At 70.9% G+C, this 24,584-nt stretch carries 23 protein-coding genes and 1 pseudogene; 15 read left to right on the top strand and 9 right to left on the bottom strand.

What is annotated here, in order from left to right; translation table 11 throughout:
- The first annotated feature begins 13 nt into the window (after positions 1 to 13).
- The 4 genes from ACH4YP_RS38370 to ACH4YP_RS38355 all read left to right on the top strand — a co-directional run bounded on the left by ACH4YP_RS38370 (position 14) and on the right by ACH4YP_RS38355 (position 3,237).
- On the top strand, positions 14 to 769 hold the full coding sequence (locus ACH4YP_RS38370) for an SDR family oxidoreductase (RefSeq protein WP_361063195.1): 756 nt from the start codon (positions 14 to 16) through the stop codon (positions 767 to 769).
- On the top strand, positions 766 to 1,845 hold the full coding sequence (locus tag ACH4YP_RS38365) for a threonine aldolase family protein (RefSeq protein ID WP_398495778.1): 1,080 nt from the start codon (positions 766 to 768) through the stop codon (positions 1,843 to 1,845). Before ACH4YP_RS38370 ends, ACH4YP_RS38365 begins: the two co-directional genes overlap by 4 nt.
- An 83-nt stretch (positions 1,846 to 1,928) precedes the next feature.
- A complete protein-coding gene (locus ACH4YP_RS38360) occupies positions 1,929 to 2,522 on the top strand; it encodes a transglutaminase domain-containing protein (RefSeq protein ID WP_398495611.1) in 594 nt (197 codons plus the stop codon).
- Positions 2,523 to 2,544: 22 nt separating this feature from the next.
- Positions 2,545 to 3,237 (top strand): phenylalanine--tRNA ligase beta subunit-related protein, encoded by a 693-nt coding sequence (locus tag ACH4YP_RS38355; RefSeq protein WP_361063203.1) that lies wholly within the window; start codon positions 2,545 to 2,547, stop codon positions 3,235 to 3,237.
- A 21-nt stretch (positions 3,238 to 3,258) separates the two neighbouring features.
- On the opposite strand, the gene ACH4YP_RS38350 is transcribed toward ACH4YP_RS38355, so the two are convergent.
- On the bottom strand, positions 3,259 to 3,987 hold the full coding sequence (locus tag ACH4YP_RS38350) for a lysophospholipid acyltransferase family protein (RefSeq protein WP_361063205.1): 729 nt from the start codon (positions 3,985 to 3,987) through the stop codon (positions 3,259 to 3,261).
- Between the two features lie 189 nt (positions 3,988 to 4,176).
- Positions 4,177 to 4,593: a DUF4395 domain-containing protein gene (locus tag ACH4YP_RS38345; RefSeq protein ID WP_398495609.1), complete on the bottom strand. Its 417-nt coding sequence runs from the start codon at positions 4,591 to 4,593 to the stop codon at positions 4,177 to 4,179.
- A gap of 75 nt (positions 4,594 to 4,668) precedes the next feature.
- Between ACH4YP_RS38345 and ACH4YP_RS38340 the strand changes: the two genes are divergently transcribed.
- From ACH4YP_RS38340 to ACH4YP_RS38325, 4 genes are all read left to right on the top strand, one after another.
- Positions 4,669 to 5,091 carry a TlpA family protein disulfide reductase gene (locus ACH4YP_RS38340; protein WP_398495776.1) on the top strand — a complete coding sequence of 141 codons (423 nt, stop codon included), beginning with the start codon at positions 4,669 to 4,671 and terminating at the stop codon, positions 5,089 to 5,091.
- Positions 5,092 to 5,323: 232 nt separating this feature from the next.
- Positions 5,324 to 5,848, top strand: a complete 525-nt coding sequence (locus ACH4YP_RS38335; protein ID WP_361063211.1) for a flavin reductase family protein — start codon at positions 5,324 to 5,326, stop codon at positions 5,846 to 5,848.
- 244 nt (positions 5,849 to 6,092) lie between these two features.
- Positions 6,093 to 6,878 carry an electron transfer flavoprotein subunit beta/FixA family protein gene (locus ACH4YP_RS38330; RefSeq protein ID WP_361063214.1) on the top strand — a complete coding sequence of 262 codons (786 nt, stop codon included), beginning with the start codon at positions 6,093 to 6,095 and terminating at the stop codon, positions 6,876 to 6,878.
- A 72-nt stretch (positions 6,879 to 6,950) separates the two neighbouring features.
- Positions 6,951 to 7,913 (top strand): electron transfer flavoprotein subunit alpha/FixB family protein, encoded by a 963-nt coding sequence (locus ACH4YP_RS38325; RefSeq protein ID WP_359936008.1) that lies wholly within the window; start codon positions 6,951 to 6,953, stop codon positions 7,911 to 7,913.
- An 88-nt stretch (positions 7,914 to 8,001) separates the two neighbouring features.
- Here the strand turns inward: ACH4YP_RS38325 and ACH4YP_RS38320 are convergent, their stop codons facing one another.
- On the bottom strand, positions 8,002 to 8,913 hold the full coding sequence (locus ACH4YP_RS38320; protein WP_361072560.1) for an endonuclease/exonuclease/phosphatase family protein: 912 nt from the start codon (positions 8,911 to 8,913) through the stop codon (positions 8,002 to 8,004).
- A 392-nt stretch (positions 8,914 to 9,305) separates the two neighbouring features.
- Between ACH4YP_RS38320 and ACH4YP_RS38315 the strand changes: the two genes are divergently transcribed.
- The gene (locus tag ACH4YP_RS38315; RefSeq protein ID WP_398495606.1) at positions 9,306 to 10,610 is read left to right on the top strand and encodes a DUF6986 family protein; all 1,305 of its coding nucleotides are present in this window, start codon (positions 9,306 to 9,308) and stop codon (positions 10,608 to 10,610) included.
- A 133-nt stretch (positions 10,611 to 10,743) separates the two neighbouring features.
- Positions 10,744 to 12,885: a protein kinase gene (locus ACH4YP_RS38310; RefSeq protein WP_398495604.1), complete on the top strand. Its 2,142-nt coding sequence runs from the start codon at positions 10,744 to 10,746 to the stop codon at positions 12,883 to 12,885.
- Here the strand turns inward: ACH4YP_RS38310 and ACH4YP_RS38305 are convergent.
- On the bottom strand, positions 12,831 to 13,643 hold the full coding sequence (locus tag ACH4YP_RS38305) for a hypothetical protein (protein ID WP_398495603.1): 813 nt from the start codon (positions 13,641 to 13,643) through the stop codon (positions 12,831 to 12,833). The genes ACH4YP_RS38310 and ACH4YP_RS38305 overlap by 55 nt on opposite strands.
- Before the next feature lie 3 nt (positions 13,644 to 13,646).
- Entirely contained in the window at positions 13,647 to 14,711 is a 1,065-nt protein-coding gene (locus ACH4YP_RS38300) for a LacI family DNA-binding transcriptional regulator (protein WP_398495601.1), read from the bottom strand.
- A 194-nt stretch (positions 14,712 to 14,905) separates the two neighbouring features.
- On the opposite strand from ACH4YP_RS38300, the gene ACH4YP_RS38295 reads away from it, so the two are divergent.
- The gene (locus ACH4YP_RS38295) at positions 14,906 to 15,865 is read left to right on the top strand and encodes an ROK family protein (protein WP_398495599.1); all 960 of its coding nucleotides are present in this window, start codon (positions 14,906 to 14,908) and stop codon (positions 15,863 to 15,865) included.
- A 208-nt stretch (positions 15,866 to 16,073) separates the two neighbouring features.
- On the opposite strand, the gene ACH4YP_RS38290 is transcribed toward ACH4YP_RS38295, so the two are convergent.
- The gene (locus ACH4YP_RS38290) at positions 16,074 to 18,128 is read right to left on the bottom strand and encodes an NPCBM/NEW2 domain-containing protein (protein WP_398495598.1); all 2,055 of its coding nucleotides are present in this window, start codon (positions 18,126 to 18,128) and stop codon (positions 16,074 to 16,076) included.
- A gap of 360 nt (positions 18,129 to 18,488) precedes the next feature.
- Here ACH4YP_RS38290 and ACH4YP_RS38285 point away from each other — a divergent pair, with 360 nt between their 5' ends.
- On the top strand, positions 18,489 to 18,686 hold the full coding sequence (locus ACH4YP_RS38285) for a hypothetical protein (protein ID WP_361060671.1): 198 nt from the start codon (positions 18,489 to 18,491) through the stop codon (positions 18,684 to 18,686).
- Between the two features lie 155 nt (positions 18,687 to 18,841).
- Positions 18,842 to 19,882, top strand: a complete 1,041-nt coding sequence (locus ACH4YP_RS38280; protein WP_361060669.1) for an NUDIX domain-containing protein — start codon at positions 18,842 to 18,844, stop codon at positions 19,880 to 19,882.
- Between the two features lie 100 nt (positions 19,883 to 19,982).
- On the opposite strand, the gene ACH4YP_RS38275 is transcribed toward ACH4YP_RS38280, so the two are convergent.
- Positions 19,983 to 21,338, bottom strand: a complete 1,356-nt coding sequence (locus ACH4YP_RS38275; RefSeq protein WP_398495596.1) for a dipeptidase — start codon at positions 21,336 to 21,338, stop codon at positions 19,983 to 19,985.
- 173 nt (positions 21,339 to 21,511) lie between these two features.
- Between ACH4YP_RS38275 and ACH4YP_RS38270 the strand changes: the two genes are divergently transcribed.
- A complete protein-coding gene (locus ACH4YP_RS38270) occupies positions 21,512 to 22,714 on the top strand; it encodes a geranylgeranyl reductase family protein (protein WP_361060665.1) in 1,203 nt (400 codons plus the stop codon).
- A gap of 113 nt (positions 22,715 to 22,827) precedes the next feature.
- Here ACH4YP_RS38270 and ACH4YP_RS38265 read toward each other — a convergent pair whose 3' ends face one another.
- Entirely contained in the window at positions 22,828 to 23,283 is a 456-nt protein-coding gene (locus tag ACH4YP_RS38265) for a nitroreductase family deazaflavin-dependent oxidoreductase (protein WP_398495594.1), read from the bottom strand.
- Between the two features lie 212 nt (positions 23,284 to 23,495).
- Here ACH4YP_RS38265 and ACH4YP_RS38260 point away from each other — a divergent pair, with 212 nt between their 5' ends.
- Entirely contained in the window at positions 23,496 to 24,230 is a 735-nt protein-coding gene (locus tag ACH4YP_RS38260; protein WP_398495592.1) for a TetR/AcrR family transcriptional regulator, read from the top strand.
- A gap of 111 nt (positions 24,231 to 24,341) precedes the next feature.
- On the opposite strand, the pseudogene ACH4YP_RS38255 reads toward ACH4YP_RS38260, so the two are convergent.
- Positions 24,342 to 24,458, bottom strand: a pseudogene (locus ACH4YP_RS38255) (BTAD domain-containing putative transcriptional regulator); the annotation flags it as partial.
- Between the last annotated feature and the right edge of the window lie 126 nt (positions 24,459 to 24,584).

The following is a 24,584-nucleotide window of genomic DNA, read 5'->3' as shown; positions in this document are numbered from 1 at the left end:
GGAGGCGAAGATCATGGGGAATGGGGCTCTCAGCGGTGCGGTGATCGCGGTGGCCGGCGCGGGCGGACCCGCCGGAAGGGCGGCGCTCCTGCGGCTCGCCGAGGCGGGAGCGACCGTCGTCGGCGCGGACAACGATCCCGAGCGGCTCGCGGAGGCGGTGGACGCGGCCCGGTACGCGCACGGCGGCTCGACGGTCGTCGGCGACACGGTCGACCTGCTCGACCTGCAGTCCAGCCATGAGTGGGCCGCCCGCATCGAGAAGGACTTCGGGCGGGTCGACGGTCTGGTCCACCTCGTGGGCGGCTGGCGCGGCAGCGAGACGTTCACGAAGACGGTCCTCGACGACTGGGACCTCCTGGAGATGCTGCTCATCCGCACCGTGCAGCACACCTCCCTCGCCTTCCACGAGGCACTGCAGCGCAGCGACCGCGGCCGGTACGTCCTGATCAGCGCCGCGGGCGCCAGCAAGCCGACCGCGGGCAACGCCGCCTACTCCGCCGCCAAGGCCGCGGCCGAGGCCTGGACGCTGGCCATGGCCGACTTCTTCCGCAAGGCCGGAGTCTCCGAGGGGGCGGACGGGGCGACGTCCGCGGCTGCCATCCTGGTGGTGAAGGCGTTGGTGCACGACGCGATGCGCGCCGAGCGCCCGAACGCGAAGTTCGCGGGCTTCACGGACGTCAAGGAGCTGGCCGAGGCCATCACCGGTGTCTGGGAGCGGCCTGCCTCCGAAGTGAACGGAAAGCGTCTGTGGCTGACCGAGAAGCGGTGAACCCTCCGCAGCCCCCCTATACAGCTGTGCGGCGTCGTCACGACCCGGAGATCCGCGGATTCGCAAGCGACAACTACGCGGGGGCCCACCCCGAGGTGCTCGCCGCCCTGGCCCTGGCCAACGGCGGGCACCAGATCGCGTACGGCGAGGACGACTACACCGACCACCTCCAGCAGGTGATCCGGGGCCACTTCGGCGCGAGTGCCGAGGCGTTCCCCGTCTTCAACGGCACGGGCGCGAACGTCACCGCGCTCCAGGCGCTCACGGACCGCTGGGGCGCGGTGATCTGCGCGGAGAGCGCGCACATCAACGTCGACGAGGGCGGCGCCCCCGAGCGCATGGGTGGGCTCAAGCTGCTCACGGTGCCCACGCCCGACGGCAAGCTCACCCCCGAGCTGATCGACCGGCAGGCGTACGGCTGGGACGACGAGCACCGTGCGATGCCGCAGGTCGTCTCGATCACCCAGAACACCGAGCTGGGCACCGTCTACACGCCCGACGAGGTGCGCGCGATCTGCGAGCACGCCCACCAGCACGGCATGAAGGTGCATCTCGACGGCGCCCGGATAGCCAACGCGGCAGCCTCGCTGGACGTCCCGATGCGGGCGTTCACCAACGCGGTCGGCGTGGACGTCCTCTCCTTCGGCGGCACGAAGAACGGCGCGCTGTTCGGCGAGGCCGTGGTCGTCCTGAACCAGGACGCCGTCAGCCACATGAAGCACCTGCGCAAGCTGTCGATGCAGCTCGCCTCCAAGATGCGCTTCGTCTCGGTGCAGTTGGAGGCACTGCTCGCCAAGGACCTGTGGCTGCGCAACGCCCGCCACTCGAACGAGATGGCCCAGCGCCTCGCCGAGGGCGTGCGCGCGGTGCACGGCGTCGAGATCCTCCACCCCGTGCAGGCCAACGCCGTCTTCGCCCGGCTGCCCCACGACGTGAGCGAGCGCCTGCAGAAGCGCTACCGCTTCTACTTCTGGGACGAGGCCGCGGGTGACGTCCGCTGGATGTGCGCCTTCGACACGACCGAGGACGACGTCGACGGCTTCGTGGCGGCGCTCAAGGAGGAAATGGCCCGCTAGCGAACCAGCATGGCGTGCATAGATATGCGGGTATCCGAAAAGTTATTGACTCTCGGGTGGTCGCATTCCTATGCTCTGCTGGCATGGAGCTGATCCAGAACACCCCCGACTTGTCCGCGTACTTGGCCGCTGACAAGGCGATCGACCACCACCATCCACTCGTGCGGGAGACGGCCGCACGCCTCGCCGAGGGGGTGGCAGACTCGTATGACTATGCGCGCGCCGCGTACGAGTTCGTGCGTGACACCGTCCCGCACTCCCAGGACGCCGGCGACCCGCGCGTCACCTGGCGTGCCTCGGACGTCCTGGAACTGCGCACCGGCATCTGCCACGCCAAGGCGCACGCGCTCGCCGCACTCCTGCGGGCCGAGGACATCCCCACCGCGTTCTGCTACCAGTCGCTTCTCCATGACGACGGGAGCGGGCATGTCGTGCACGGTCTGGTCGCCGTGCGTTTCAACGGGGCCTGGCACCGGCAGGACTGCCGCGGCAACAAGCCGGGCGTGGACGCCCAGTTCTCGCTCGACGGCGAACGGCTGGCCTTTCCCGTCGATCCACAGTCCAATGAGCTGGACTACCCGGTGCTGTACGCTGAACCGCATCCGGTCGTCCTGAGCGCCCTCAAGGCAGCCCCCGACCGCCCGCAGCTGTGGAAGACGCTCCCCACCGCACTCTGAGGCAGGACAGGCAAGGCAGACGATGACCCTCCCGCTCAACGTGTCCGACGAGGTACGCGCCCTCGCGCCCGGTTTCACGCACCTCACCGTCGAGGCGTACGGACTCGTCAACGGACCCAGTACGGACGGCACCTCGGAACTCCTCGACGACGCGGCCCGCCGTCTCGCCGCCCGCCTCGACGGACGCGCCCCGCACGAGGACCCGCACATGGCCGCCTGGCGCGCGGTCTACACTGCGTTCGGCTCCAAGCCGTCGCGTACGCGCAACTCGGCGGAGGCGCTGGCGAAGCGGGCCCTCTCGGACGCCGGGCTGCCCCGGATCAACGTGCTGGTCGACGTCTACAACGCGATCAGCGTCGCCCATCTGATCCCGGTCGGCGGGGAGGACCTCGACCACATCCAGGGCGGGATGCGTCTCGTGCGCGCCACGGGCGACGAGGACTTCGTGACCGTCACGGCGGGGGAGGAGACCGTCGAGCACCCCGACACGGGTGAGGTGGTGTGGTGCGACGAGAGGGGCGTGACCTGCCGCCGCTGGAACTGGCGCCAGGGGCCGCGCACCCGCCTCACGGAGGAGTCGACCTCGGCGGTCTTCCTCCTGGAGAGCCTCGCACCGATGCCGGTGGCAGACGTGGAGGCCGCGGGAGCGGAACTCGTCGAACTGCTGGAGAAGTTCAGCCCAGGGGCGCGGATCACCGTCCATGCGCCTCGGTAGCGGCTAGGTACGAGTGGCCGCTCAGCGGGCCTCGGAGGCCTTGACCTCTTCGGGGGTCGGGGCCGTGCCGCCGAGATGGGCCGGCATCCACCATGTGTCGTCCGGGCCCTTGGGGCGTACGGGGTAGGCGCGCTGCGCGGCTTCCAGGAGTTCCTGCACACGCTCGCGCAACTGGCGGGTGATCGCGCCCGCGTACTTGTCGCGCGAGGCCTCTATGGCCTCGCCGACACGGATGGTGATCGGGATGTGGCTGCGCTTGAAGTGGCGCGGGTGGCCCTTGGTCCACAGCCGCTGCGTGCCCCACACCGCCATCGGGATCAGCGGGACGCCGGCCTCCTGGGCCATGCGAGCGGCACCCGACTTGAAGCTCTTCAGCGTGAACGACTGGGAGATCGTGGCCTCGGGGAAGACGCCGACGATCTCGCCGGAGCGCAACGAGTCCAGCGCGTGGGCGTACGCCGCCTCGCCGTTCTTGCGGTCCACCGGGATGTGCTTCATGTTGCGCATCAGCGGGCCGGAGATCTTGTGCCGGAACACCGACTCCTTCGCCATGAAGCGGACCAGTCGCTTCTGCGGCAGGGCGGCCAGACCGTCGAAGATGAAGTCGAGATAGCTGATGTGATTGCTGACCAGCACCGCACCGCCGGAGCGCGGGATGTTCTCCGTTCCCTTGAGGTCGATCTTCAGGTCCCAGGCCTTGAACAACGTCTGGGCGAGACCGATGGCGGGACGGTAGGCAAGCTCAGCCATGGACGGAGTGGACCCTTCTCTCTGGTCTGCCTGGGAAGGGGGCTCCCGGCGGGAAGTTACGCTGCCGTAGGTTTACGGCATTGCGCAGATCGTGCCCCAAGAACGGACGAGTGGCCAGTCCTCGTGCCGCCCCAGGGCGAGATCCTCGTCACGTCATCCCTTGATCCACCTCGGGGTTTTAAGCCGCCTTTACTCTGCGCGAACCGTGAGCCGACGTACGAGCAGGTACATCTCGCACCCGAGGCAGTACCCGAACGCAGCGTTCAGAAACGCCGCCGCGAGCGCCGCCCCCGTCGCCGCGAGTCCCAGCCACTCGGGCCCCACTCCGAAGCCGATCAATCCCAGCGCCGCGAACGCGAACCCGACCGCCTGCGCGAACCGCGGCGGCTCCGGCGCCTCGAACTCCGTCGGCGGCCCGATCCGGGGACGCACCGCCTCGCGGAACAGCCGGCCGTACGGGGAACGCGCAACGCCACCGGCGGCGCCGAGCGCGAACGCCAGCGTCTGCCAGGCCAGCAGCCAGGCGCTGCCGGTGATCAGTACGACCGCCAGTACGACGGTCGTCACGGCCGCTCCGAAACGCGGCCCTCTTGCATCGATGTCCATGGATCAAGCATTCCGCATGGAAAACGATCCGCTCGCGCGGGAATCTTTGCAGTCTCATGAATGCTGAAGCCGAAGATGGCCGGATTCGTGGTGTGCGTGGTGGTGCTCGTGGCGGCGAGCGCCTTCGGAGTGCTGAACCGACGGCGGGGCGGGAGAGTCAGAGTGCGCGGGCGGGACGACGGAAAGCGGCTGGGAGCGGCCGAGTTGGGCGAGGACCTCGGTGAGCGCGCCACGCTCGTCCAGTTCTCCAGCGCCTTCTGTGCACCATGCAGGTCGACCCGCAGGGTCCTCGGCGAGGTCGCCGGCATGGTCCCGGGCGTGACACACGTCGAGATCGACGCCGAGGACCACCTCGACCTCGTACGGGAACTCGACATCCTCAAGACGCCGACCGTGCTCGTCCTCGACGCGGCCGGACGCGTGGTCCGGCGCGCGACCGGGCAGCCGCGCAAGGCGGACGTGATCGCCGCGCTCGGCGAGGCGGTCGGAACACACTGACCCGTGAGGCTGGACGAGGCTGGAGGCCGCCGGTGACGCATCTCCCATCTGCTGGGACGTACTTGACTGCACGCACCACCTATCGTCAGCCTGACCGTATGCCCCTGGAACTCCTTCTCGTCGAGCGCGAACGCCCTCGGACCGCGGCTCCCGCCCGCTGCGCGAGCGCGCCCTGTCCGGGCCGTTGACCAGCCCAGGACCTGCTCGTCGCCTCCCGCAGAAGGACAACTCCATGACGGCCACGCCCGATCTCGGAACCCCTCGACTCACCTCTCCCGAACTCGCCTCCCCGGACCTCCTGCGCTCCGTCTTCCGGCGGCACGCGGCCGGAGTCGCCGTGATCACGGCCCAGGGCGGTGAGGGTCCGGTGGGCTTCACCGCCACCTCGCTCACCTCGGTGTCCGCCGAGCCCCCGCTGGTCTCCTTCGGCGTCGGCACCGGCGCGTCCAGCTGGCCGGCGATCGCCGAGAGGGACCACGTCGGCGTCCACATACTCGGCGAGCACCAGCGGGAACTCGCGGCCACCTTCGCCCGCAGCGGCGCCGACCGCTTCGGCACGCCCACCGCCTGGCGAGAGGGCCCCGAGGGCGTCCCCGTACTCGACGACGTCCTCGCCTGGCTCGTCTGCCGGGTCGTCGCCCGCGTGCCGGCCGGGGACCACCGCATCGTGCTGGCCGAGGTGGTCCTCGGGGACCCCGCGGGAGCCGGCCGCCCACTGCTGTACCACCAGGGCGACTTCAAGGGGCTGCGGGAATGACGCGTCGGGCCGTACGGCCCACCTCGCCTGCGGGAGCGTCGAGTTCCGATTACGCTGCGTTGCGAAGGTCACAGTTCAAAGCGCTTGCTTAGAGGGAACGACCTGCGGGAGCGTAGATGTGCGTACTGGCGAGTAATATTTCGCTCGGAGCGCGGGTCGCCCCCACCGGGAACGGCCGCTTCAGGCGCCTATGCTGCCCATAAGCAGGCAGCCCAGAAAAAGACGATGCAGTAGGAGAGCCGGCGTGAGCTTGAGGATCGTTGTCACTGTTAAGTACGTGCCCGACGCCACTGGCGACCGGCACTTCGCCGATGACCTGACCGTCGACCGTGACGACGTGGACGGCCTGCTGTCGGAGCTCGACGAGTACGCGGTCGAGCAGGCCCTGCAGATCGCCGACGAGGCGGACGACGCGGAGATCACCGTGCTGACCGTCGGCCCCGAGGACGCCAAGGACGCCCTGCGCAAGGCGCTGTCCATGGGCGCCGACAAGGCGATCCACGTCGAGGACGACGACCTGCACGGCACCGACATCATCGGTACGTCGCTCGTGCTGGCCAAGGCCATCGAGAAGGCCGGCTACGACCTGGTCATCTCCGGCATGGCGTCCACCGACGGCACCGCCGGTGTCGTCCCGGCGCTGCTCGCCGAGCGGCTGGGCGTCCCGCAGGTCACGCTGCTCTCCGAGGTCTCCGTCGAGGACGGAGTCGTCAAGGGCCGCCGCGACGGCGACACCGCCTCCGAGCAGCTGGAGGCCTCCCTGCCGGCCGTCGTGTCGGTCACCGACCAGTCGGGCGAGGCGCGTTACCCGTCCTTCAAGGGCATCATGGCCGCCAAGAAGAAGCCGGTTCAGTCCTGGGACCTGGAGGACCTGGAGATCGAGACGGACGAGGTCGGTCTCGAAGGCTCCTGGACCAAGGTCGACGCCGCGACCGAGCGCCCGGCACGCACCGCCGGCACGATCGTCAAGGACGAGGGCGAGGGCGGCAAGCAGCTCGCCGAGTTCCTCGCGGGCCAGAAGTTCATCTAGAGCCCGTTCGAGGCTCGCTGAACGTCCCTTCGCCGACCGCCCCTCATCTTTCGCAAGCAGGAGAGCATTCCCATGGCTGAAGTTCTCGTCTACGTCGACCACGTGGACGGCGCCGTCCGCAAGCCCACCCTGGAGCTGCTGACGCTGGCCCGCCGCATCGGCGAGCCCGTCGCCGTCGCGCTGGGCCCCGGCGCCGCCGACACCGCCGCCGCGCTCGCCGAGCACGGCGCGGTCAAGGTCCTCACGCACGACGCCGCGGAGTACGCCGACTACCTGGTCGTCCCGAAGGTGGACGCGCTGCAGGCCGCGTACGAGGCCGTCTCCCCGGCCGCTGTGCTCGTGCCGTCCTCCGCCGAGGGCAAGGAGATCGCCGCCCGTCTCGCGGTCCGTATCGGCTCGGGCATCATCACCGACGCCGTCGACCTGGAGGCCGGTGACGAGGGCCCGGTGGCCACGCAGTCCGCGTTCGCCGCCTCCTTCACCACCAAGTCCCGCATCTCCAAGGGCACCCCGGTCATCACGGTCAAGCCCAACAGCGCCGCTGTCGAGGCCGCCCCGGCCGCCGGTGCCGTCGAGGCCCTCGCGGTCACGTTCTCGGACAAGGCGACCGGCACCAAGGTCACCGGCCGTACGCCGCGCGAGTCGACCGGCCGCCCCGAGCTGACCGAGGCCGCGATCGTGGTCTCCGGCGGCCGCGGGGTCAACGGCGCCGAGAACTTCGGGATCATCGAGGCCCTCGCCGACTCGCTCGGCGCGGCCGTGGGTGCCTCGCGTGCCGCGGTGGACGCCGGCTGGTACCCGCACACCAACCAGGTCGGCCAGACCGGCAAGTCCGTGTCGCCGCAGCTGTACATCGCCTCCGGCATCTCCGGCGCGATCCAGCACCGCGCCGGTATGCAGACCTCGAAGACGATCGTCGCGGTCAACAAGGACGCCGAGGCGCCGATCTTCGACCTGGTCGACTACGGCGTGGTCGGCGACCTCTTCGAGGTCGTCCCGCAGCTCACCGAGGAGATCAACACCCGCAAGGGCTGATCGGCATGACGGGTACCTCGCGGGAAGTTCGCGGGTGCCTGGTGACCCACGAGGCCCCGGTGACCGTCACGGTCGCCGGGGCCTCGCCTCATGCCAGGCTCAGGGACGCCTGTACGGGCAGATGGTCGCTCGGGAACTGTCCGTCCACGGAGAAGGTGTTGATCGACGCCCGGTGCGAGGTCACACCGGGCGAGGCGAGGATCCAGTCGATGCGGTCGCCGTCCGGGGTCAGGGGTCGGTAGCCGTGGAAGGTGGCGTACAGCCTGCTCCGCTCGGCCGCCGTGTCCCAGGTGTCGACGAGTGCGGCGGCCAGCATCGTGTCGTAGACCGGGTTCTTGTGGGCGGCGACGTTGAAGTCGCCGGTCACCACGAGCGGCCGGGTCCGGTCGAGCCCGGCGATCCGCAGGGCGATCAGGGACGCGGCACGCGCGCGTGCGTTCTGGCTCGCGTTGTCGAGGTGGGTGTTGAGGAAGTAGAACTGCCGCTCCCCGTCGCCCAGATCACGGAAGCGGACCCAGGTGACCATGCGTATGGACCCGCCGCCCCAGGTGTTCGAACCGATCACGTTGGGGGTGTCGGAGAGCCAGAAGTGGTCGTACTCGACCGGGGCGAGTCTGCGGGTGTCGTAGAAGACCGCCATGAACTCGTCGCGGCTGCCGCCCGCGCGGCCCGTGCCGATCCAGTCGTAGTGCGGTCCGAGGTCGGTCTCGATGTCGCGCACCTGCTGGTAGAGACCCTCCTGGACGCCCATGACGTGCGGCTGCTCCACGTTCAGCAGTTCGCGCATCACGGGGCGGCGGACGGCCCAGCTGTTGGGTTCGAGCGTGCTCGCGTAACGCAGATTGAACGACATGACCTCCAGCCGGAGGCTCGGTACCGTTCGGTTCGCCGCGGCGGCTGGTGTGGTCGACAGTGCTGTACTGGACAGAGGCAGTGTGACCGCCGCTGCGAGAGCGGTCTTGAGGCCCAGGCGGCGCGTGACTCGACTGCGATGGCGCACGGGTGGCTCCTTCTGTGGCGGATGCCGGTTCCTGTGGGGGACACCGGTTCTGCTGCGGACAGCGGACAGCGGACGCGTCGTGCGCATCGCAGTCTCGAAGCTCGGCGTGAACATGTCGAGATCCCGGGGTGGACCCCGAAGGAAGTCCCAGGGACGGCCCCTGAGGGAATTCAGGGGCGATCGCGGTGGGGAACCCGGGTGGCCAGGGAAGGAATCCGACGATGGCCACGGAAGGGATGCCGATGTGGCCCGACCGGACATCGGAGGTGGTCAGGGTGGAAGCCCTGGGAGCGGCCTGGGAGGCCGGAGGGTGTTGACCGGCGGGAAGGTCCGCGGATAACTTCGCTCTACGGATATTTGATTCCGTGGAGCGGAAAACAGGAGGGCGTGGAATGGGTCAGGGCCAGCAGGAGAAAGTGGCGACGAGCCTCGCGGGCGCGGTCGGCGAGGAGATCAGCGCCTCCCTCGTCCCGGTCGACGCCGAGCTGGAGCGCCGCTACCCCGGCGACCCCGGCACCCGCCAGCCCGTCCACACCGTGTACGTCCCCGGTGACGTCTTCGCCGCCGACACCATCCGCTCCTGGGGCGACCGGGCACTGGCCGCCCTCGACGAACACGCGCCCGACGCCGCCTCCTTCGCCGAGGTCCTCGGCCTCTCCGACGACCTCGCCGCGCCCGTCTACGACCGCGTACGCGCCAAGCTGGAGCGCGAGCCCGTCGAAGACCTCCGCGTCGACTTCGAGGACGGCTACGGCCCGCGCCCGGACGCCGAGGAGGACGAGGCGGCGGCCCGCACGGCACGGCTGGTCTCGGAGGCGTACGAGAACGGCACGGCGGCCCCGTACATGGGCATCCGCATGAAGTGCATGGAGTCGCCGGTCCGCGACCGGGGCATCCGCACCCTCGACGTCTTCCTGACCGGCCTGATGGAGGCGGGCGGCCTGCCCGACGGGCTCGTGCTGACCCTTCCCAAGGTGACCTATGCCGAGCAGGTCACGGCCATGGTGCGGCTCCTGGAGGAGTTCGAGAAGGCGCGCGGCCTGGAGCGGGGCCGGATCGGCTTCGAGATCCAGATCGAGACCAGCCAGTCCATCCTCGCCACCGACGGCACCGCGACCGTCGCCCGCATGATCCAGGCGGCGGAGGGGCGGGCCACGGGCCTGCACTACGGCACCTTCGACTACAGCGCCTGCCTCGGCGTCTCCGCCGCCTACCAGGCCAGCGACCATCCGGCCGCCGACCACGCCAAGGCGATCATGCAGGTCGCGGCCGCGGGCACCGGAGTCCGCGTCTCGGACGGCTCCACGAACGTCCTGCCGGTCGGCCCGACGCGTAAGGTCCACGACGCCTGGCGGCTGCACTACGGCCTCACCCGCCGCGCGCTCGCCCGCGCCTACTACCAGGGCTGGGACATGCACCCCGGCCACATCCCCACGCGCTACGCGGCCGTGTTCGCCTTCTACCGGGAGGGCTTCGAGCAGGCCGCGGGACGTCTCGCCCGGTACGCCAACCACGCCGGCGGCGACGTCATGGACGAGCCCGCCACCGCCAAGGCCCTCAGCGGCTACCTCCTGCGCGGCCTGGACTGCGGCGCCCTCGACATCGCCGAGGTGGCCCGCGCGGCCGGCCTGACCCGCACCGACCTGGAGGCATTCGCGGCCCCGAGGCGCGCGGACCTGACGATCTCGGCCAAGTAGAGCGTCTCCAAGAAGCGGCCGGGGCACCCCGCACGTACCGACCAAGTCACAGCGACAGCGTCCCGCATCGGCTGTCACTTCCGCCCCGTAGTGTGGACGCCAATCATTGGTGTGACTCAGGAACGGGGCAGCGGTGTCTTCGGGGGAGAACCAACAACCAGAGGCGAAGGACCGGCCGGACGGGCCCGACCAGCCCGACGGGATCGGCCGGCTCCTCGTCGGACGCTACCGCGTCGTCGCCCAGCTGGGCCGCGGCGGCATGGGCGTCGTCTGGCGGGCGCTCGACGAGGTCCTGGGCCGCGAGGTCGCGGTCAAGGAACTGCGTACGTACTCGGACGCGGGCGCGCCCGAACTGGCCGACCTGGGGCTGCGCATGCAGCGCGAGGCGCGCGCGGCGGCCCGCGTGCGCCACCCCGGAGTCGTCGCCGTGCACGACGTGGCCGAGGTCGACGGCCGGCCACTGATCGTCATGGAGCTGGTGGACGGACCGTCCCTGGACGACGTCCTGCGCGAGCGCGGCACCCTCGACGCACGCGAGGTGGCCGGGATCGGCGCGAAGGTCATGGACGCGCTCTCCGCGGCCCACCGCGCCGGAGTGCTCCACCGTGACGTGAAGCCCGGCAACATCCTGCTCGACCGCTCCGGCAGGGTCGTCCTCACCGACTTCGGCATCGCCACGATGGAGGACCCGGGCGACGGCTCCGCCACCCATCTCACCCGCAGCGGCGAACTGGTCGGCTCCCTGGACTACTTGGCACCCGAGCGGGCCCAGGGCCACGAACCGGGCCCAGCCTCCGACATCTGGGCCCTGGGTGCCACGTTGTACGCGGCCGTCGAGGGAGCCTCGCCGTTCCGGCGTACGTCGACCTGGTCCACGCTCACGGCGATCGTGGTCGAACCGCTGCCGGAGCCGCGGCGTGCCGGACCGCTCGGCCCTGTCCTGCAGCAGCTGATGCACAAGCAGCCGGAGTCCCGCCCGGGCGCCGACGAAGCGAGCCACCTGTTGCAAGCGGTGGCGGACGCCACCACCGGCCCGGACTCGGCGACCACCGGCCTGCGCCCGCCCACGCCCCGGCCGCGCGAGGCGACCGAGCGGAGCGTGCCGGCGGTGCCGCCGGGCTTCGGCCCGCCGGAATCGGCCGGCGCGGGCTTCGGGCCCGCGGGCGAGGGCAGGGCGGACGCCGGCTCATTCGGTGGCTCCGCGCCCGGCGTTCCGGCGACGGGCCAGGCAGGCTTCGGCGCCCCTGAACCGAGCGGGGCCGGGGCCACGGGTTCGGGTGCAGGTACGGGTACGGATATGGCAGAAGCCGCATTCGGCGCCGCGGGCGTCGGCGGGTCCGGGCCCGGATCCCCCGGAGAAGGCCGGCCGGGGTCCGCGGCTTCGGCGACGGGCGGGACGGGCGCCTCGGCAGCTGTATCTGCGTCCGCCTCGGCGGGGAGCAGGTCCGGGCCCGGATTCCCGGACGCGGGCCAGACCGCGCCCGGTGCCCAGCAGGCAGGCGGCCACGGCATGCCGTCGGCCATGGGTTCCTCCGCACCGCCCCCGATGACCACCGGGCCGGGCTTCGGGCCGCCCGAGTCGATGACTCGGCCCGCCGATCCGGCCGGCCCCCGGCGCCGTAAGGGCCGGGTCCTTCTCGCCGCCGCCGCGGTCACCGTCGTGCTGGCCGCGACCGGCGTCACCGTCGCCCTCATGAACGGCTCCGACGAGTCCAAGCCCACCGCCGGGCCACGGGCCTCCCAGGGCGGCGATGCCACCCCGTCCGCGGGCGCGAGCCGCGGCTCGATCGACCTGTCGGACGACACCAAGCCCACGGAACAGGGCGACAAGAAAGAATCCGCGACACCGAGCGAGAAGCCGGAGCGCACCGAGGACGCCAAACCCACGGACAAGGCACCGGCCGCCTCGCCCAGGCCCAGCGAGGGCGGTGGTACCACGGGCGGCGGTTCGGACGGCGGCACGACCGGCGGAGGCGAGGAATCCAGCCCCGCCCCGGTCTGCCACGCCACCGGCGGCGGCAAGTACAACTGCGAGGTCTGGAAGACGGCCAAGTCCTACACCGCGGGCGGCGCCGAGGCCGGCACCCTCAACGCGGGCACCAACTACTTCTACTGCCAGCAGAACCTCGGCCGCCGCGAGACCTACGGCGAGTGGACGAACGTCTGGTGGGCGAAGACCGACGACGACAGCGGCAACACGAACGTCTTCGTCAGCGACGTCTACATCCAGGGCGGCGACAACGACGCACCGGTTCCGGGGCTGCCGGTCTGCTGACCGGGCAGGTACTTCTCCAGTCCGGAGGCTGTCGTCCACCCCTCCTCGGCGAACAGCCGGGTGCCCGCGGTGCACAGCCGCAGATCGTTGCGCGCCCGGGCACAGAACTCTTCGGGCGTGGCGCCGAACAGGTCCCGCAACCGCGGTGACCGGGCAAGGAGTCCGGTGAGCAGCGGCCGCTCGCCGGGATGCCTGAGCGGCGTCCCCGTACCGTCGTGGAGGACTCCGCGCCGGTTGACGTAGAGGTGGGCGCCGTCGAGCGTGGCGCCCGACTCCAGCTCGATCCGGACGTCGGCGGCGGGCAGCGACACACGGTCGTACGCCCCCGCCGGTGCCGTGACACCCTCGCTCGCGTCGACCGCCGCGAGCTGCGCCGGGTCCAGCCAGGTGAGGAACAGCTCACGGGTGTGCCCAGGTGCGTGAAAGGGCGACGCGGACACGTACCCCATCGCGCTGACGTGCGCCGAGACGCCCACCTCCAGCCCGGTGACCCGCGCCTTCACCAGCGGGATGGGGGACGACAGCTCGTACTCCCGCATCTTGTGCCGGAGTTGGGCGGGGCAGGCGTTGGAGCCGACCGCGAGGACCGGGACGCGGCCAGGGAAGGTGTGGCTGGTGAGGGGCAGCAGCCGGTCCCCGTCCAGGAGCCCCGATTCCCCGGTCCAGGCGCCCGGATAGGCCAGCGGATGGTCGCGCGGCGCCTCGGCCAGGCCGAGAGCTTCCAGCGTGCGGTCGGTGTATGGGTCGCGGGCCGTCATGTGTCAGCCCGAGGGCGGCAGTTCGCCCGAGCCGCGGGTGATCAGACGCGTCGGGAGCTCGATGCGCTCGGGAAGGAGGAGCGAGCCGTCGAGCTGACGGAACAGGCGCTCCGCGGCCGTACGTCCGATCTGCGCCGCGTCCTGGGCGACGACGGTGACCCCGGGCTGGAGGAGATCGGCGAGCTCGATGTCGTCGAAGCCGACCAGGGCCACGGGACGGGAGCCCTCGGCGATGACACGCACGGCCGTGACCGTCACCCGGTTGTTGCCCGCGAAGATCGCGGTGACGGGGGAGGGGCCGGAGAGCATGTCCTCGGCAGCCTTGCGCACCCGCTGCGGGTCGGTGACACCCAGGGACATCCAGGTGTCCTCGACCGGAATGCCGGCGTCCTCCATGGCGACGCGGTAGCCGCGCAGACGCTCGGCGGAGGTGTGGATGCGCGGCATGTCACCGATGAACCCGATCCGGCGGTGGCCGTGCGCGATGAGGTGGGCGACGCCGTCGCGCGCACCGCCGAAGCTGTCGGAGAGCACGACGTCCGCGTCGATCTGTCCGGCGGGGCGGTCCACGAAGACCGTGGCGACACCCGCCTTTATCTCGGGCTCCAGATAGCGGTGGTCGTCACCGGCCGGGATGATCACGAGCCCGTCCACGCGGCGCGCGCACAGCGCGAGGACCAGCTCCTGCTCGCGGTCCGGGTCCTCGGCGCTGGAGCCGTTGATCAACAGGGCGCCATGGGCGCGGGCCACCTCCTCGACCGCCCGGCTCAGCGGGCCGTAGAACGGGTCCGCCAGATCCTCCAGTACGAGACCGATGCTCGCCGTACGCCCCTTGCGGAGCACCCGCGCGCTGTCGTTGCGCCGGAAGCCCAGCGCGTCGATCGCCTCCTGCACGCGGCGTTCGGTGTCGGGGGTGACTCCTGGCTCGCCGTTGACTACACGCGATACCGTCTTGAGGCCGACTCCGGCACGCGCCGCGACGTCCTTCATCGTGGGACGGTTGCCGTAGCGGCTCTCGGTTCGGCGGGCGGTCTCGGCCACGATGCGCTGTCCTGTCCTGTAGTCCATGGGGCTGCGTCGGTCCTGAGGATGCTCGGTTGGTCACCAGATCGGGGTGTGGCGTCGAGCATAGAGCCTGGACAACGTTGTCAGATGCGGGAGAGACTGTCCATCGCAATCTTCGGCCTACCCTTCCTCACTGCGAGACCGGCCTGCCCTTTTCTCATGGTCCAAATGGGATCCAAACGGGAGATCAGACACTGATGCACACCGACCTCGTGGCCGCGCTCGACATCGGCGGCACCAAGATCGCCGGAGCGCTGGTGGACGGCCACGGCCGGATCCTGCTGCGCGCCCAGCGGCCGACGCCCGCGCAGGAGGGCGGCGAGACCGTCATGGCGGCCGTCGACGCCGTGCTCGGCGAACTGACCGTCTCGCCGCTGTGGAGCCGTGCCACGGCCATCGGCATCGGCAGCGCGGGCCCGGTGGACGCCTCCGCGGGCACCGTGAGCCCCGTGAACGTGCCCGGCTGGCGCGACTACCCCCTGGTCGAGCGCGTCCGGGCCGCCACGGCAGGGCTGCCCGTCGAGCTGATCGGCGACGGCGTGGCGATCACCGCGGCCGAGCACTGGCAGGGTGCGGCCCGCGGACACGACAACGCGCTCTGCATGGTCGTCTCGACCGGCGTCGGAGGCGGCCTCGTCCTGGGCGGACAACTGCACCCCGGACCCACCGGCAACGCCGGTCACATCGGCCACATCAGCGTGGAGCTCGACGGCGACCCCTGCCCGTGCGGCTCCCGCGGCTGCGTCGAGCGCATCGCGAGCGGCCCGAACATCGCGCGCCGCGCCATCGAGGGCGGCTGGCAGCCGGGGGCCGAGGGCGACACCTCCGCGGCCGCCGTTGCCGCCGCCGCCCGCGCCGGCGATCCCGTCGCGGTGGCGTCCTTCGAGCGTGCCGCCCAGGCCCTGGCCGCCGGTATCGCGGCGACCGCGACGCTGGTGGAGATCGACATCGCGGTGATCGGCGGGGGAGTGGGGAAGGCGGGTGACGTCCTGTTCGCGCCGCTGCGTGCCGCGCTGCGCGACTACGCCACGTTGTCGTTCGTGCAGCGGCTCACCGTGACTCCGGCGCAGATGGGTACGGACGCCGGGCTCGTGGGCGCGGCGGCGGCTGCGCTCAGCCGTAGGCCGAGCGCCACCACGGCGGTGATCGGCGGCTGAGCCGCCCTCTGTGACGTGGGTGGCTGTGACGTGGGTGGCGGTTCGATCCGGGCGTTGTGTGTGCGGGCCGGTGAGGCTTGCCGCGCCGAGCGTTGTGTTGTGCGGGCCGGTGGGGGCCGGTCGCGCAGTTCCCCGCGCCCCTGGTGTCTCAGGGGCGCGGGGAAGCTGAGTGGTGGCCCCCACCGGCCCGCGGCGGGGTGGGCCGCTGTCAGCAGGTGAGTCGGGTGTCTGCCCAGTCGCCGTGGTCCGAGGTGATTCCGTCGCCGCCGTCCGTGACCACGAGGCGGATCACCTGGGCGCCGCTCACGTCGGCCGAAAGGGCCTGCGCCGGCTGGGCGTTGGTCAGGACGCCGGTCGAGGCCACCTTCGTGCCGTCGGCCCAGATCTCGAAGGCGACGGACCCTTCGGTGCCCTCCTCGTCGTCCACACCGACCTGCGCCGTGACGGTCTCGCAGGCCCGGCCCGTGTAGTACTCGACGGCGCTCTGCGCATGGACGCCGAGCCCAGTGGCGTACACGACGCCGTTGATCGTGAGCGGACTGCCGTCGCCCGCCCCGCTCTCGCCGTTGCTGGTGTTGCGCTCGACGGGGCCCCAGCCGTTGGTCGTTGACAGCCAGGGGAGATCACCGGGATTCGAGGCGCCCGAGGGCGGGGCCACCACGACGGACGCCGTCAGTGGCAGCGCGCTCTCGGCCCGCACCCCGCCCGGCGAGCGGTAAGTCGCCTTCAGCGTCAGCTCGTACGACCCCGTGGGCGTGCCGGCGGGTGCGGTCACCGCCCATTTGGTGCGCAGTGCCCTGCCGGTCGGGAGGGAGCCGGTGGTGGTCGTCGACCTGGCCTTCACCCTCCAGCCCTCGGGGCCGGTCAGGGAGACGGAGACGCGCTTCGCGGGTGTGCGGCCCAGGTCGGTGACCGAGGTCGTCAAGGCCGTCGGCCTGCCCGCCTCGATCAACGTGCTGCCGTCCAGGCCGAGTTCGACGGCGGGCGGGTTCTTGGCCCAGCGGCCGTCCGCCGAGACGCGTACGAGGACCGTGCCGTGGGCCGGGACGGTCGCCGAGATCGTGCCTGCCGTGTTGTAGCTCTTGTGCTTCCACAGGTCGCGCAGTGTGTAGGCGTTCGCCTCGGGCAGTCCGACGGCCTTCGCGGTCGTGGCGATGCGCTGGGCGCCGGCGGTCTCGTTGAAGAGGGCGACCGTGCGGCTGCCGTCCTTCATCTCCTTGGCGACGACCCAGCGGCCGCCCTCCGAGGAGAGCACCGAGCCCTGCTTGCCGAGCGGGTCCTGGTCGACCGCGATGACCTCCTTGTTGCCGAGGATGTCGAAGGTCTCCTCGGGGACGGAGCGCAGGTCCGAGCCGATGAGCAGCGGCGCGGCCATGATCGACCACATCGAGAAGTGCGTGCGGTACTCCGTGTCCGTCATGCCGCCGTTGCCGACCTCCAGCATGTCGGGGTCGTTCCAGCGCCCGGGGCCCGCGTACTGAGTGAGCGGCAGGTTCTGCTTCATGATCGAGAGCATCGAGCCCCAGTTGTCGCTGATGTCCCCGGTCGTGCGCCACAGCTGGCCGACGTCGGCCGCCCACTCCCAGGGCTTGTTCTGGCCCCATTCGCAGATGCTGTAGACGATGGGGCGGCCGGTCGACTGGGAGGCGGCCTTGAGGGCGTCACGCATCGTCGTGTAGCGCAGTTTGGCGTCCACGCCCTGGTTGTTGCAGTTGTCGTACTTCAGGTAGTCGACACCCCAGTCCGCGAACTGCTGGGCGTCGCTGTACTCGTGGCCGAGCGCGCCCGGGAAACCCGCGCTGTTGCACGTCTTGGTGCCCGCGCTCGTGTAGATGCCGAGCTTGAGCCCCTTGGAATGTACGTAGTCCGCGACCGCCTTGATCCCGCCCGGGAAGCGGACCGGGTCGGGCACCAGCTTCCCGTTCGCGTCACGGGCCGGCAGCGCCCAGCAGTCGTCCAGGTTGACGTACTCGTACCCGGCCTCCTTGAGCCCCTTGGCGACGAAGATGTCCGCGATGCCCTTGACCATCTCCTCGTTGAACTCCGCGCGGCAGTGCGTGGAGTTCCAGTTGTTGAAGCCCATGGGCGGGGTGAGGGCGAGGCCGTCGTCCAGGGCGGGTGCTGCCGGTGCCGCCGGAGTCGCGGCCGGTGTTCCAGCGTCGGCGGCCGGGGCGGGCCCGGTCAGCCCCAAGGTGCCGAGCAGCCCTGCGGTGAGCGCTCCGACCACTCTTCGGCGAGTCGTGCGGGTGAGAAAGTGACGCATCGTTACGTCCTCCGTACTCGCGAAAGGTTGGATGTCTGCATGTCCGCGTCATCTGTGCGCGTTTACGGTAGGACCTGTCTCACTGTGGTGGAAGAGGAGTGGCGGTGTTTGTTCGATATCCCGTCAAAACCCTAGGTGATGCTTCAACTGGGTAGTGGGACCCAGGCCTCGCGTGCGTTTGTGTTGGGTTGCTCCTCGCGGGAGGGGGCGCGGCACGGTCATGGTTGAGAGGCTGGTCGTGTCCGCGAGTGGAATGGGACATCGGATGTTCTGGCGGGATCCCTTGCGTGGTGCTGCCCTATCGCGAGGCGCGGGAAAGGTGGACCGTGACCCCTGGGCGGGTAGGCAGTTGAACCGGGCATGAAGAAGCGCAGCATGCTCGCCATCGCCTCCCTCGCCGCCGGATTCGTGGTCGCGGCCGTCACGCCGTCCCACTCCGCGGAGGGTGGCGACGCCCTCGGCAGCCTCGACGTACAGGACACGATCAGCAGCCTCGACCAGACGATCAGCGACGGCAGTCTGGCCGCGGACGACAAGCCCCAGGACCAGCGGGGCTGACTCACGAGTCAGGAGTGTCCCGACCATCAGCCCGGCCCGTCGTGGGCCGGGCTTTCGCATGCGTCCGACCCGTCGAACGCGACCTCTTCAGGGCCTGGTTTCCGTGGCAGGGTGGAGCGGGCAAGCCTCAGGGGGCCAACAGCAGAGGGGGAACCGTGATCGTTTGGATCAACGGTGCGTTCGGTGCGGGGAAGACCACCACCGCACGGGAACTGATCGACCTGATCCCGAACAGCACACTCTTCGACCCCGAGTTCATCGGCGCCGAGCTGACGCAGCTCCTGCCCGCCAAGCGCCTCGCCGAGGTCGGCGACTTCCAGGACCTGCCGATCTGGCGACGGCTCGTGGTCGACACCGCGGCCGCGATGCTCGCCGAACTCGGGGGCGTACTCGTGGTCCCCATGACACTGCTCCGCCAGGACTACCGGGACGAGATCTTCGGCGGACTCGCCTCCCGCAGGATCGCGGTTCGCCATGTGCTCCTCGCTCCGGCGGAAACGATCCTGCGCGAGCGAATAGCCGTCCGGGAAGTCCCGCCCGACCTCCCGGACGGGGAGATACGGGTGCGGCAGTGGTCGTACGACCACATCGAGCCCTATCACGCCGCCCTCGCCGGCTGGCTCACCGCCGACGCCCACCCGGTCGACACCAGCGCGCTCACCCCATACGAGGCCGCCGTGCGCATCGCCGAGGCCGTGGGCAGCGGGACCGTCCCCGTCTGCGACATCGTGCAGACCCCCGAGCCCACCTCGGAGACCGTCGCCGCGGGCGTACTTCTCTTCGACGAGCAGGACCGGGTGCTGCTCGTCGACCCGACCTACAAGGCCGGCTGGGAGTTCCCAGGCGGTGTCGTCGAGTCCGGCGAGGCACCCGCGCGCGCGGGCATCCGCGAGGTCGCCGAGGAGACGGGCATCCAACTCGTCGACGTACCCAGCCTGTTGGTCGTCGACTGGGAGCCCCCGGTACCCCCCGCCTACGGCGGACTGCGCCTCCTCTACGACGGCGGCCGGCTCGACAGCGACGAGGCCCGGAGGATGCTGCTGCCGGGCCCCGAACTGCGCGCCTGGCGCTTCGTCACCGAGGAGGAGGCGGCGGGACTGCTCCCGCCCGTCCGCTACGAGCGCCTGCGCTGGGCACTGCGCGCCCGGGAGCGGGGCGCCGCGCTGTACCTGGAGGCCGGGGTGCCCACGGGGTAGCTGTCCCGGCGACGGCCGAGGGCGAACGGCCGTGGGGTGTACGAGGGGCGGCGGGCGTGCCCCGGTTGTGCTGTGGGGCACGCCCGCCGGACCGACTCGTTCAGTTCGCCGCGTAGTTGCGCAGGAACAGCGCCTCGGCGACGGACAGCCGCTCCAGCTCCTCGGGCGACACGCTCTCGTTCACGGCGTGGATCTGTGCCTCCGGCTCGCTGAGCCCGATGAGCAGGATCTCCGCCTGCGGATAGAGCGAGGCCAGGGTGTTGCACAGCGGGATGGAGCCGCCCTGACCGGCGTACTGCATCTCCGCCCCGTCGTACGCGTCGCTCATCGCCCGCGCCATCGCCGCGTACGCGGGACTGGTCGTGTCGGCGCGGAACGGCTGGCCCTGGCCGATCTGCTCCAGCTGCACGCGCGCGCCCCACGGGGTGTGCGCCTCCAGATGGGCCTGGAGCAGCTTGGTCGCCTCGACCGTGTCCACGCCCGGCGGCACCCGCAGGCTGACCAGCGCGCGGGCGCCCGCCTGCACGGACGGGGTGGCGCCGACCACCGGCGGGCAGTCGATGCCCAGCACGGTCACGGCCGGCCGCGCCCAGATGCGGTCGGCGACCGTCCCCGAACCGATCAGATCCACACCGTCGAGCACCTTCGCGTCCTTGCGGAACTGCGCCTCGTCGTACTGCAGGCCGTTCCAGCGCGAGGTGCCGGTGAGCCCGTCGACCGTCGTCGAGCCGTCCTCGGCGCGCAGTGAGTCCAGTACGCGGATCAGCGCGCTCAGCGCGTCGGGGGCGGCGCCGCCGAACTGGCCGGAGTGCAGGTTGCCTTCGAGGGTGTCGACCCGGACGCGGACGAGCGTCATACCGCGCAAGGCGGTCGTCACCGTGGGGACGCCGACGCGGAAGTTGCCCGCGTCGCCGATGATGATCGTGTCGGCGGCCAGCAGCTCGGGGTGCTCCTCCGCGTACCGCTCCAGGCCGCCCGTGCCCTGCTCCTCCGAACCCTCCGCGATCACCTTGACGTTGACCGGGACGCCGCCGTTGGCCTTGAGCGCGCGCAGCGCCAGCAGGTGCATGACCAGGCCGCCCTTGCAGTCGGCCGCCCCGCGCCCGTACCAGCGGCCGTCCCGCTCCGTCAGCACGAAGGGCGGGGTCGCCCAGCCGGTCTCGTCGAGCGGCGGCTGCACGTCGTAGTGCGCGTACAGGAGGACCGTCTTCGAGCCTTCGGGGCCCGGCAGGCTGCCGTACACCGACTGTGTGCCGTCGGGGGTGTCGAGCAGTGCGACGTCCTGGAAGCCCTCGGCGCGCAGCGCGTCGGCCACCCAGTTCGCGGCGCCCTCGCTCTCGCTCCTGGGGAACTGGTCGAAGTCCGCCACCGACTTGAAGGCCACCAGCTCGGTGAGCTCCGCCCTCGCCCTCGGCATCAACGAGGCGACGGTCTCGGCGACCGGATTCGACGACATGGGCACGCTCCTCGTGGGTGCGACGTTGTACGGCTGGGTACGTCTGCGATGCGCGCATACGGGTGTGCGCGCTGCATTCGCTGCAGATCCTCCCACAGCGGTCCTCGTCGGACGTCGCCGTAGGATGCGTGGAGTAGGTGCGGCAGGCGGCTGGATCGGAGCAGCAGACCATCGTGAGCAGCGAGAACTCTTCGGACGACGCACAGCGGGTGTGGGACGTCGTCGTGGTGGGCGCGGGGCCGGCGGGCGCTTCGGCAGCCTATGCGGCAGCGGTCGCGGGGCGCCGCGTCCTGTTGCTGGAGAAAGCGGAGCTGCCCCGTTACAAAACGTGCGGCGGCGGCATCATCGGACCGACCCGTGACGCGCTGCCGCCCGGCTTCGAGCTGCCGTTCCAGGACCGGGTGCACGCGGTCACGTTCTCGCTCGACGGCAGGTTCACGCGCACCCGTCGCTCCAAGCAGATGCTCTTCGGGCTCATCAACCGGCCCGAGTTCGACCAGCAGCTCGTCGAGCACGCCCAGAAGGCGGGCGCCGAACTGCGTACGGGCGTCACGGTCTCGCGGGTGGAGCAGCACGGCTCGGCCGTCCCCGACCGGCGCACGGTGGCCGTCGTCCTCCAGGACGGCGAGACGGTGCTGGCCCGGGCCGTGGTCGGCGCGGACGGCAGCGCCAGCCGGATAGGGGCACACGTCGGGGTGAAGCTCGACCAGGTCGACCTGGGCCTGGAGGTGGAGATCCCGGTGCCGGAGACGGTCGCGGAGGACTGGAAGGGGCGGGTCCTCATCGACTGGGGCCCCCTTCCCGGCAGTTACGGCTGGGTGTTCCCCAAGGGCGACACACTCACCGTCGGTGTCATCTCGGCACGCGGTGAAGGCGCCGCCACCAAGCGGTACTTGGAGGACTTCATCGCCCGGCTCGGCCTCGCCGGTTTCGAGCCGAGCATCTCGTCCGGGCATCTGACGCGCTGCCGCGCGGACGACTCGCCGCTGTCGCGGGGGCGGGTGTTGGTGTGCGGGGACGCGGCGGGGCTCCTGGAGCCGTGGACCCGCGAGGGCATCTCCTTCGCTTTGCGCTCGGGGCGGATCGCGGGGGAGTGGGCGGTGCGGATCGCGGAGGCGCACGACGCGGTGGACGCGCGACGGCAGGCGCTGAACTACGCCTTCGCGATCAAGGCGGGTCTCGGCGTCGAGATGAGCATCGGCAAGCGCATGCTCACGCTCTTCCAGCGGCGGCCCGGCATGTTCCACGCCGCGCTCACCGGTTTCCGGCCCGCCTGGAAGGCGTTCGCGGGCATCACCCGCGGCTCCACCTCGCTGGGCGAGATCGTGCGTACGCATCCGATGGCGGGGCGTGCCCTGACCGCGCTCGACCGGTGACCTGAGGGGACCCGGAGCTCCAGGGTCTGGGGCTTTCAGCGGGCTGCCGAGGGCTTCAGGGGCCTCAGGGGGCCTCAGGGGGCCTCAGGGGCTTTCAAGGTGGGGCTGCGGGCTCAGCTCTCGACCGTGATCCGGAAGACCGGGTGGTCGGGGGCGATGCGCCGCAGCTCCTCGTTGGACGAGTCGGGGCCGACACCGTTGAAGAACACGCCGACCTCGGCCTTCCAGCGCTTGAGGTAGGCGCGCAGCAGCGGGACCTTGTCGTCGTCGGCGACCTCCACCGCGGTGAACACGTCCACCTTCTTGCCGAGGTGAAGCTCGCCGCCGCCCGCGGCCCGCATGTTGTGCGTCCACTGGACGTGGCCGCGCGGGGCGACGAGGTACTGCACGCCGTCCACGGTCAGCAGGTTGACGGGGGTGGTGCGCCACTCGCCGCTCTTGCGACCGCGGACGGCCAGGACCCGGGAGCCCCAGACGCTGAGTCCGCGGCGGGTCGTCCAGGCGATGGTCCGGTTGAGGACGTTCACGGTGAACCAGCCGGGCTTCTTCACGTGCGTGGACGTGGCCATGGTGACTTCCTCCTGGAAGCGGAAAGTGTGAGCACTGCTCTCGCTTGAGATCAGTGTGCACGAGATCGGTGATCCAAAGCAAGAGCGGTGCTCTCGTAATGGTTTGCTGCTCACCTTTGCGTGCGCCGATCTTGTTTGAGTGCGCCGTTCTCCAGCGAGTGCACCGCTCTCGTTTGTGTGCACTGCTCTGAAAATATGGAACACTGGTGCGCATGAGTACCGCCAGAGGAGCCCGCGCCCGAGCCCGGATCGAGGTCACCGCGGCCATCAAGGACGAGGCGCGCAGACAACTCGCCGAGGACGGCGCGGCCAAGCTCTCCCTGCGGGCAGTGGCCCGCGAGCTCGGCATGGTCTCCTCCGCGCTGTACCGCTACTTCCCCAGCCGCGACGACCTGCTGACCGCGCTCATCATCGATGCCTACGACTCGCTCGGCGCCGCCGCCGAGGCGGCGCACGCCAAGGTGGCCGACACCGGACCGATCCACCGTTGGACCGCGGTGTGCGAGGCGGTGCGCGAGTGGGCACTGGGGCACCCGCACGAGTACGCGCTGATCTACGGCTCGCCCGTGCCCGGATACACCGCCCCCGACACCACCGTGCCGCCGGCGTCCCGTGTCGCGCTGCTCCTCATCGGCATCGTCCGTGACGCGCACCAGGGTGCCGGTGTCGCCCTCCCCCCGCTGCCCGCCGAACTCGGGCCCGAGGCGCGGAGGTTGGCCCATGACCTGGCCCCGGACCTGCCGCCCGCGGTGGTCACCGCGCTCGTCGCGGCATGGGCGCAGCTCTACGGGCTCGTCAGCTTCGAGCTGTTCGGGCAGTTCAACCGAGTCGTTGAGGACCGGGCGACGTTCTTCCGGCACGCCGTCGACCGACTCGGCCATGGTGTGGGCCTCGTGTTCCCACAGGACACCGGTACGGGCGGCCGGGGCGGCAGGGCGGGATCCTGACGGAGCGTCCGCGCGTGCAGTGACCGGAGCGGCGGCCCCGGGTCCGCGCCCAGCGCACAGCGCCTCGGCGAGCCGCTGCTGCCGTGCGGCCTCGCAGGCGGCCAACGCGTCCCAGGAACGGCCCGTCCGGTACAGCGCGGGCATCCGCAGCTCCACGAGCCGTTCCCGCAGCGGGTGCGCGGCGACGAGCCGGACCAGCTCATGGACGTACTCCGAGGAGCTCGGCATCGGCGCGGCCCTGATGATCCTCGTCGACGCGACCCTCATCCGGGTGGTCCCGCTGCCGGTGACCGTGCGGCTCGCGGGGCGCGCGAACCGGTGGGCGCCGAAGCCGTTGCGCCCCTTCGGGATCAG

This window comes from Streptomyces sp. NPDC020747, assembly GCF_044334695.1.
GTDB lineage: Bacteria > Actinomycetota > Actinomycetes > Streptomycetales > Streptomycetaceae > Streptomyces.
The sequence above is the reverse complement of the archived record's forward strand: the minus strand, read 5'-3'. Positions and strand labels throughout refer to the sequence as shown.